Annotated in this window: 9 protein-coding genes; 4 read left to right on the forward strand and 5 right to left on the reverse strand. The window is 42.9% G+C overall.

The genetic code is table 11. From position 1 onward, the window contains the following. The 3 genes from ACFEL9_RS25810 to ACFEL9_RS25820 form a co-directional block, all read right to left on the reverse strand. Window positions 1–866: IS91 family transposase (locus ACFEL9_RS25810; RefSeq protein WP_385896210.1), on the reverse strand; the 866-nt coding region annotated here is incomplete at its 3' end. Continuing rightward, a complete protein-coding gene (locus ACFEL9_RS25815) occupies window positions 866–1,381 on the reverse strand; it encodes a tyrosine-type recombinase/integrase (RefSeq protein ID WP_385896212.1) in 516 nt (171 codons plus the stop codon). The genes ACFEL9_RS25810 and ACFEL9_RS25815, both read right to left, overlap by 1 nt. Before the next feature lie 16 nt (window positions 1,382–1,397). Continuing rightward, window positions 1,398–1,796 (reverse strand): hypothetical protein, encoded by a 399-nt coding sequence (locus ACFEL9_RS25820; RefSeq protein WP_385896214.1) that lies wholly within the window; start codon window positions 1,794–1,796, stop codon window positions 1,398–1,400. 379 nt (window positions 1,797–2,175) lie between these two features. On the opposite strand from ACFEL9_RS25820, the gene ACFEL9_RS25825 reads away from it, so the two are divergent. Together ACFEL9_RS25825 and ACFEL9_RS25830 are read left to right on the forward strand one after the other, a co-directional pair. Next, window positions 2,176–3,303 carry a hypothetical protein gene (locus ACFEL9_RS25825; RefSeq protein WP_385896216.1) on the forward strand — a complete coding sequence of 376 codons (1,128 nt, stop codon included), beginning with the start codon at window positions 2,176–2,178 and terminating at the stop codon, window positions 3,301–3,303. A 396-nt stretch (window positions 3,304–3,699) separates the two neighbouring features. Then, window positions 3,700–4,431, forward strand: a complete 732-nt coding sequence (locus tag ACFEL9_RS25830) for an ATP-grasp domain-containing protein (RefSeq protein WP_385896218.1) — start codon at window positions 3,700–3,702, stop codon at window positions 4,429–4,431. Window positions 4,432–4,918: 487 nt separating this feature from the next. Here ACFEL9_RS25830 and ACFEL9_RS25835 read toward each other — a convergent pair whose 3' ends face one another. Together ACFEL9_RS25835 and ACFEL9_RS25840 are read right to left on the reverse strand one after the other, a co-directional pair. Further along, the gene (locus ACFEL9_RS25835; protein WP_385896220.1) at window positions 4,919–5,278 is read right to left on the reverse strand and encodes an SMP-30/gluconolactonase/LRE family protein; all 360 of its coding nucleotides are present in this window, start codon (window positions 5,276–5,278) and stop codon (window positions 4,919–4,921) included. Continuing rightward, complete coding sequence (locus tag ACFEL9_RS25840; protein ID WP_385896223.1) at window positions 5,251–5,853, reverse strand: SMP-30/gluconolactonase/LRE family protein; 603 nt, start codon at window positions 5,851–5,853, stop codon at window positions 5,251–5,253. Before ACFEL9_RS25840 ends, ACFEL9_RS25835 begins: the two co-directional genes overlap by 28 nt. 245 nt (window positions 5,854–6,098) lie before the next feature. Here ACFEL9_RS25840 and ACFEL9_RS25845 point away from each other — a divergent pair, with 245 nt between their 5' ends. Both ACFEL9_RS25845 and ACFEL9_RS25850 read left to right on the forward strand, forming a co-directional pair. Further along, window positions 6,099–6,542, forward strand: a complete 444-nt coding sequence (locus ACFEL9_RS25845) for a hypothetical protein (RefSeq protein ID WP_385896225.1) — start codon at window positions 6,099–6,101, stop codon at window positions 6,540–6,542. 354 nt (window positions 6,543–6,896) lie between these two features. Next, on the forward strand, window positions 6,897–9,066 hold a 2,170-nt coding region (locus tag ACFEL9_RS25850; RefSeq protein ID WP_385896228.1), incomplete at its 3' end, for a glycoside hydrolase family 3 N-terminal domain-containing protein.

Genomic DNA, 9,066 nt, shown 5'->3' on the forward strand with positions numbered 1-9,066 from the left:
TAGCGGCGTATAAACTCTGCAGCATCCAGTGTCATTTCTTTTTTTACTGCAGCCTGTTTATAATCTTTGTAACTAAAGCTGATCGTATTCTCATCCATACTTTTTATGCGATGATTGCTGATAGCGATCTTATGGGTGTATCGCCCTAAGTATTCTACTACGCTTTGCGGGCCTGTAAATGGTCGTTTGGCATACACTATCCAATTATGTTTATAGAAAGCAGTTACTAATTGTTGGTCCATCTGTTGTGGTAATAGTTTTTTCAATGCTGCTATAAATTTTCCTCTAAAGGCAATGCTCATGGCTTTTACATTAAACAGATACTTGCCTTTACTCTTCGCCATCTTCCAGCTGCCTGATTTGGTAAGCCCGCCACCCGGCACTATGCAGTGCAGGTGTGGATGCAGGGTAAGTGTTTGCCCCCAGGTATGTAGTATGCTGATCATACCCGCTTGTGCACCCAGCCATTTGGGATCATTACCAAAGCTGTTTATTACACTCCATGCCGTACTAAACAAGGTCTCATACATTTGTTTAGGCTTATACATGCATAGTTTATTCAGTGTATCAGGCAAGGTAAAAACAACATGGAAGTAAGGTACCGGCAACAGTTCTTCTTCTCTTGCCTGTATCCATGCTTCTCGCTGCTTACCCTGGCACTTAGGACAGTGGCGGTTGCGGCAACTATTATAGCTGATGCGCACATGTCCACAGGATGTACAGCCATCTATATGACTGCCCAGTGATGCCGTCCGGCAACGGCGAACTGCATCAAGTGTACGCAGTTGCCAGGTGTTGAAGTTGCTATGCTGCACAGCGGGCCAGTGTGCATTCAGCACATCAGCTACTTCAAAAGCCGGCTGCATTATTTAGGTTGATTATATAAGGTATCCAGTGGACTAAAAGCCATGCTGACCGAAGGACGTGCCAGGTGCAGGTATACCATTGTAGTATCTATGTGTGCATGTCCCAATAGTTCTTTTATGGTAAGAATGCTTACGCCTTGTTCCAGCAGATGGGTCGCATAAGTATGTCTTAACGTATGCAGGGAAACTTCTTTTGCAATACCTGCTTTTTTTACTGCCTGTGTAATGGCCCATTGTGCACCCCGCTGCGAATAAACATTCCCGTCATTGCCCTCAAATAAATATTGGCGTGGCTTTTCAGCTTGTATATACTTACTGATGCCCCGTGCCAGCATACTGCCCATGGGTAACATCCGGTCTTTTTTACCCTTGCCCTGGCGTACATGTATCATGGCTCTTACGGTATCTACATCACCTAATCGTAGTCCTCTTACTTCGGCACATCTAAGCCCGCAACCATAGCAGAGCGATATCAGCAGTTTATGTTTTAACAGATCGCATGCCTTGATGAGCACTCTTACTTCATCGGCATTAAAGTACTACAGGAAGCTTGTTAGGACGCTCAATAGAAGGAAGACTGAACTGCTGGTAGGGCAAGCCACGCAGCTTGCAGGCATAGCGCATCCCATACACGGTAAATTTAAAGAAGGTAGCAGATGGTGAACCATTGGACTTAACAAGATGCAGGTAATCGAGCACCTGTTCGTTATCAAGTTCGGTAGGGAGTTGCTGGTAGTGCAAGGCAAGATGGGCAAGCTGCCGCGAATAATTGGCAAGGGTGCTCCGGCTCTTACCACTTACATTAATAGCCCGTTCAAGATCTTTGTACAGTTGTTCAAAACCACTTACTTTGTTGATGGCTTGTTGTACTAAAGTCTCATAATTAGCGGCCGCAGTACGCAGCCCGGTAGGTCGTTTTGTTGTTTGCATAAAAGTGTTTTTAGTTCATGCAAAACAAAGCCTCTTTATTCTTGAAGAGGCTTACAAACTACCGAAGGTTTAGTACAACATTGGGTTTTATGCAAGTTGGGCTTGACAAACAAACATCAACTAATTGCAAATCCAAGCTGTGGTTCGGGCAGGACAAGCAACTTTCGACTTTAGTTCTTAAATTCAACTTTATATTTTCAAGCAGCAGCGGCGATCGGCAGACGGAATACTATTTCCCAACCTGCATAAAGCCCTGGCCGTTCGACCGCAATGCCTTGCACAAGGAAAAACCCCTTCGTCCGCTTTGCGGACTCCCGGTCTTTTTCTCCTAAGCTATTGCGGTCGAACGATCGGGATTTACTTGTAAATTTATCGGGTAGTGAACTTTGTGCAAGTCACCTGCGGCGAACAAAAGGATTTACAAAATGCCCCGATAAATTTACACGTACCCACAGATTCTCGCAGCTGCTTCGCTGAAAGCCTCTGGCTTTCGCTCCCGCATCTGCTCCATCCGTGGGCACTTCGTAAATCCCGATCGTTGGCTGCAAGCTTAGTTAGACACCTCATGCAAATAATATCAAAGGAAATCATCACAGACGAAGGGGAAGATAAATTTCAAATCCGCCTTATTAAGGACGAAGGAGTTGGTCTGCTAACTACTGCAACTGGCAAAAATTATCTTATACTTGATAGCATTGATTTTTGGTATGACCTTATTCAGCCAAAATATCCGAGCACAACAAAATGCAAATGCAGAAACGAGTGGTTTACTATTCGATTTGATTATATTCCTCGAAAGGGTACGCAGGACATCAAACAGGTAAATATAATTACCAAGTGCTGCTCCTGTCTAATAGAAAAGAAACAGGTTTCTATCGATATTAAATACTCTCCCACAGAACATCTCATTAGCAAGCCCTTGAGCCTTTGTGAGCAACCACTTATTAAATACAACTTCAAGGACATTAATTGTTACTGGACAAATCATGACTTAAAACGATTTCTGTCCTTCATGGCAACAGAACTCCAATTAGACATTTACTGCTGGTTTTGGCAACGTTCAGACAACAAAAGGCATTTAGAAAAAGTCAACTTAGAAAAAGCATTGGAAATAGTCACAGTCAATCATCGGTACTTCAATTTTTATTTCGCTCAAGCGCAACCAACTTTTGAAACAAATATTTATAACAGCGAGCTGTATGTTGAAGATGAGCCGTGGCGTAAACAAGATTTAATTCAACTTAATTCACCTACAGTAATGGCTTTCGGGCAAGGACAAAAAGGTCTATTGTTTTACATCAATTACGGAACTCAATATATTGACAAAGGCGTTGTGCGGGACAAGTCTACCGCATTTAAGGAACTTACCGATAAAATTGAAAAGTGGTTTAAAGAAAACTATGTTGAAGCAAGAGGAAAAGATTGCCTCGACAACTTTGAAGAGCATAAAAGAATATTTGGCGACAAGTACTCGAAGAAGAAAGCCAGCAGCCAACAGCAGCTTTAAAAAATAAGGGCTGACGAATATGTCCCGAACCAATTAACTTTATTGAGCAGCGGGAAGTAATTGAAGCTGAAGTTTTTCAAATTCCCTTACTTCTTAAAGCTGTTAACCGTTCGACCGCAATGCCTCGCACAAGGAAAAATCCCTTCGTCCGCTTTTTCGCCCTTGTCGGTCTTCCTCAAAACAAACGTACCGAACGCACAAGTTGGTTTACTAATCCTTTTGAAGTATCACTAGCAGCACGAAAGAAAACTGACAACTTTTATCACCAGCATCTACAAATCACTTTGTTGAGAAAATTATTTCGGCCTTTGAATGGCAAAAACTTTCATATAGTTTTGAGTTAGTAGAAATTTTAGGTAAAAGCTCGGTCACCATGACAAGCCTTGATATTGATTTATGAATTTATATATTGAAAAGTTAGTTAGAGGAGAGTCTAGTAACATCAGCGCATACACAGCGATTGAAGCTTTCTATAATATGGGTTTTGAAATTATAGAAGTTACAACTATAGAAAATCTCGAAATAGAAGAAGGTCATATTTTTCTTGGTAGCATAAGCTTTATTCACAAAGCACTTGAACTACTTCATATCAAGACACCTGAACCTCTTGACTATCCAGAGAGTTTAAAAGAATTTTTTGGTAGAAAAATTTATGCGTCAACAATTAGCCAAATATCAAACCATCCGGATTCCTGGAATGTATTTATTAAACCAAAAGGTTATTTAAAAAAATTTACTGGACGGCTTGTCAAAAGCACGGCCGATTTAATTGGTACAAGTGATTTCGAAACAGACACTCCAATCTGGGTTTCTGAATCGGTAAATTTCATAGCAGAATGGAGAACGTTTGTTAGATATGGGGAAATACTGGGGGTTCGACAGTACAAAGGAGATTGGCGATGCAGTTACGATTATCGAATAATTGAAAAAGCTGTAGCTTCTTACACAAATTCACCAAAAGCCTATGCATTAGATTTTGGTTTAACAGACCATGGCAAAATGTTAGTTGTAGAAGCTAATGAGGGATATTCAATAGGAAGTTACGGACTGTTTTATGTAGACTACGCAAAGCTAATTTCGACACGCTGGTGTGAATTGACGGGACAAAAGGATTTATGCAACTTCTGATGAAAAACTTCAACCAACATAGGAAGGGCTTTGCGTAAGCGGGGCCGACGAATAAACTTTCACCTATTGTAATTCTAATCGTCTTCAGTTTATGGGAGACAGCAATACTGATCAGCATTTGACTAATCAACAATCTTTGTACTTTTAATCAACTTCAACGCCTAGGGCTGACGGAATCCTAATTCACCACCTGGACGTTGAATGCAATTTTCCGTCCTTGCTGGTCTTCCTCAATAAAACACGCCGAACGCCGAGGTTGGTGTTTCTCACCAACCGAACAGGCTTAGGAAATCTTGTATCGTTATCAATTGCACCATATCTCAATCCCGGTGATGAGAGATATTCAGTGATGAACGCAGCATTAACCATCTGAAAATACTGAATGCCTTATTGACGACAAAATACATCCTGCTAATGCGGTTGGTGATACTTCGACAGGCTCAATACACCAATCCCGGCGTAAACTGCTTTAGCAATCGCCTTGCATCTACTCTCCCCCTTTCACTCGCATTTGCAACGTGTAAACCGATTGGGAGGCTGTGATAAACAATATATTTTTATCACGTCCCCCGAAGCAGGCATTGGCTGTCCATTTTTCGGGAACATCTATTTGTGCAATTTTCCTTCCTTCACTGTTATAAACGGTTACACCCTTTCCCGTAAGATAGATGTTGCCCTGTTCATCAATTGCCAAACCGTCTGATCCCTGCGGTACAAAAAGCTGTCGATTCGAAAGAGTACCGTCCGCGTTTATGCTATACCGGTATGTTTTGTTGTCCCCGATATCTGCCACATACAGGTATTTCCCGTCTTTCGTTCCTATAATTCCATTTGGCTGCTGAAGCATGTCGTCAAGGACGATCGCTTTTTTGATCCCTTCGGCAGGTAATACACTTTCTGTCCCGCTATTTCCGGCGACTTTCTTTTCCAGTACGATCGCTGGTAGTATGGATCTGTAAAGTAGATTTGACCGCCAGGATGAACCCAAAGATCATTTGGCCCGTTAAAGTGCTTTCCCCCGTGATCTTTCAATAAAACCGTTACTTTTTTGTTCGGCTTTATTGACCAGAGTTCATTTTTTTCATCCGCACAAGAAATCAGGTTTCCCTTTTTATCAAAATATAAACCATTCGACCGGCCCGTTTTTTCCATGAATAGAGAAAGATTTCCTTTGGTATCATACTTCCAGATTTTGTCATTCGGCTGGTCAGTGAAATACACGTCTCCGGCTTTGTTCGCAGCGGGGCCTTCGGTGAAACTAAACTGGCTTGAAACCAACTGTAATTTTGCTCCGGCCGCAACCAGATCCGATGTGTCCGAAATGATGCCTGTCCTAAACATTGAATGCTGCGTATTGAATGAGGGCGTCAGGCCATTTATGCATGTCAACACAACCGGGAACCAAAGGAAAAAGAATTTCATTACAACAATTTGGAATCGAAAGTTAGCTCTCCTTTGTCAAATTTGGTTCTTTGACTTTTTAGGGTGGGGCCTTAATAAAAAAGTTTTGCTCTCGCTGGTCTCCATCAAAAGAAGCAAGACGAACGCCGGGGGGCGGTGTACTGAGCTGTCGAAGTAATCAGCAGGAGTAAATTGCAACCCCTTCTCAATATTTCCCAGGCAAATACGTTTTAGTGAAACATTTTGCTTCATTTTAAAATAAATACATGAAACTTGGTCTGAAAGCCTGGCAGAAGGTTCTTGTCGTGTTTGCATGTTTTGCGGCAGCTATCTATGGATTTATGATAAAGCTGCCATCGGGTTTCAGACATATCGACAAGGAACTGCATGCAGTGTTTTACTTCCTGGCAGCTGCTCTTTTAAATGTTTTATTTGCAGGTACAAAAATGGTGAGGCATGTGATCATATTCATTGCGCTTTACTTGTTCGGGATGGCAATAGAGTACGGACAAGAGTATTCCAACAGGTTTTTCCGTACCCGGATACATGGCCGCTTTGACCCCGAGGATATTCAATACAATCGTAATGGCTTAATAGCCTTTTCGCTGCTTTGGCTTTCGTGTACAGTTGTTATATTGGTTTACAAAAAACTTACATTGAAAAACGAAGGATATAATTCAAAAGTGCTACCAAGCGACGATAAGCAATAAAATGTACATATGAATAAATGGAAAACTCTTGCAATATTATTTTCAATATTGACCATTGGTGGCGCTAAAGAAACATTTCGAATATTTACATCCTCTGCTCCAGACATAGCAAATAATAGAACGGAGCTGATGATTATGTCAGTTATTTTAATGAGTCTCTTTATCTTTTTAACAATTCGGTTTTGGCGCAAAGCATCGGAAAATAAGATGTTCTAATGAAGCAGAACACCAGTCTAACATTTCCCGCCCTTATTGGTCTCCCTCAAAAAACACATCCCGAACGCCACGATTGCTGATTCTCCCCCACTCCATTATTCAAAAACATTCTTTAGCATTGCGATTTGAAATCATTGTATGAAAAAGATAAGTTTACAACTGCTGTTGCTGTTGGCAACGGTCTCTCCTGCCGTCTCCCAAACGGTACCCCCTTACAAACAAGCCAGCCTCCCCATAGAAGAACGGATAAAAGACCTGTTGCAACGCATGACACCGGAAGAAAAATTCTGGCAATTGTTTATGATCCCCGGTGATCTCGGCAATGATCCATCCAAATACAAAAACGGCATCTTTGGTTTCCAGGTCAATACCGTACAGCAACAACAGGGAGCTGCTGCGCAGTTGCTCAATTATAAAGCCGGGCAAACGGCCAAACAAACCCTGGCAAAGATCAACGGCATACAAAAATATTTTGTTGAGCAAACCCGGCTCGGCATCCCCATCATTGCTTTTGATGAAGCCCTGCATGGGTTGGTAAGAGATGAAGCCACCACTTTTCCGCAAGCCATCGCACTAGCCGCTACCTGGGATACGTTGCTGATGAGTAAATGTGCGGCTGCTATTGCTAACGAAACCAAGGCAAGAGGTATTCGTCATATTCTATCACCGGTAGTAAACCTGGCGACAGATGTTCGCTGGGGAAGAGTGGAAGAAACCTATGGCGAAGATCCGGTGCTGAGTGCTGCGATGGGCGTAGCCTTTGTAAAAGCATTTGAACAAAGAGGCATTGTTACAAATCCCAAACATTTTGCCGTGAACCATGGCGAAGGCGGAAGAGATAGTTATCCCATCCACTTCAATGAAAGATTGCTGGAAGAAACGTATTTCGTTCCCTTCAAAGCCGTAGTACAGAAAGGCGGCGCCAGGAGTATCATGACGGCGTATAATTCATTGGACGGTTCACCCTGTACGGCCAACGATTGGTTGCTGAATAAAAAACTCCGGCACGATTGGGGATTCAAAGGTTTTGTATTGTCTGATGCTGGAGCCACCGGTGGCGCCAATGTATTACACTTTACGGCCGCTGACTATGCAGAAGCCGGAAAAAAATCCATAGAGAATGGCTTGGATGTAATGTTTCAAACGGCGTATGAACATCACACTTTGTTTGATAAACATTTCCTGGATAAAACCCTGGACCCGGCTGTTATCGATAGTGCGGTAGCAAGAGTGTTGCGGGTAAAATTTGAATTAGGCCTGTTTGAAAAACCATATGCCAATGAAACCGAAGGCGAGCAATGGACAGCCACACAACATCGTGAACTGGCGAAAGAAGCGGCTATCCGTTCCGTGGTGTTATTAAAGAATACCCGCCTGTCGGGGCAGGAAAAGCAGTTATTGCCTTTAAAATCATCGGTAAAAAAAATAGCCGTGATTGGTACCGATGCTGCCGAGGCAAGACTGGGCGGCTATAGCGGACCGGGCAACAATAAAATCTCTATCCTGGCAGGCATCCGGGAAAAAACAAAAGGCAAAGCGCAGGTTGTATATGCAGCAGGACCAGGAAGAGAACACAAGACATGGACCTTCGTTCCCTCCAGCGCTTTATCCACTATCAAAGACGGGAAAAAAGTGCCGGGATTGCAGGGAGAATATTTTAATAATGTAACGCTGGCCGGTGAACCCGTTCTCACAAGAGTGGATGAAGCCATCCGGTTTCAATGGACACTGTTTTCACCTGATCCCGAAAAGATCAACTATGATTTTTTTGCTGCACGATGGACAGGAAAAATTCAATCACCGGTTACCGGCACGTATAAAATAGGTATCGATGGCAATGATGGCTATCGTTTATACATCAATCATAAAATCGTTATTGACAACTGGAAAAAACAATCCTATTCCACCCAACTGGCCAATTATTATTTTGAAAAAGGAAAAGAATATGATATCCGCATTGAATACTACGAACCCGCCGGCAATGCCTGGCTGCGGTTGATCTGGAATGTAGGCGTTAAAGACAGCAGTGAACAAAAAATACAGGCAGCGGTACAATTGGCAAAGAACAGTGATGTGGCCATTGTGGTGGCAGGCATTGACGAAGGTGAATTTAATGACCGGGCCTCGCTGGCCCTGCCCGGTTTACAGGAAGAGCTGATACAACGTGTGGCCGCTACCGGTAAGCCCGTGGTGGTTTTATTAGTGGGTGGCAGCGCTATCACCATGAACAACTGGCTGGATAAAGTAAACAGTGTAGTGGATGTATGGTACCCCGGTGATGCCGGCGGTGCTGCCGTCTCCGATATTT

Origin of the sequence: Terrimonas alba (assembly GCF_042434975.1) — a bacterium.
Taxonomy (GTDB): domain Bacteria; phylum Bacteroidota; class Bacteroidia; order Chitinophagales; family Chitinophagaceae; genus Terrimonas_B; species Terrimonas_B alba.

Coding starts and splice junctions, on each gene's coding strand:
- ACFEL9_RS25840 (WP_385896223.1), bottom strand. CDS start 5,853: ATGAAATTCTTTTTCCTTTGGTTCCCGGTTGTGTTGACATGCATAAAT.
- ACFEL9_RS25845 (WP_385896225.1), top strand. CDS start 6,099: ATGAAACTTGGTCTGAAAGCCTGGCAGAAGGTTCTTGTCGTGTTTGCA.
- ACFEL9_RS25835 (WP_385896220.1), bottom strand. CDS start 5,278: ATGCTTCAGCAGCCAAATGGAATTATAGGAACGAAAGACGGGAAATAC.
- ACFEL9_RS25830 (WP_385896218.1), top strand. CDS start 3,700: ATGAATTTATATATTGAAAAGTTAGTTAGAGGAGAGTCTAGTAACATC.
- ACFEL9_RS25820 (WP_385896214.1), bottom strand. CDS start 1,796: ATGCAAACAACAAAACGACCTACCGGGCTGCGTACTGCGGCCGCTAAT.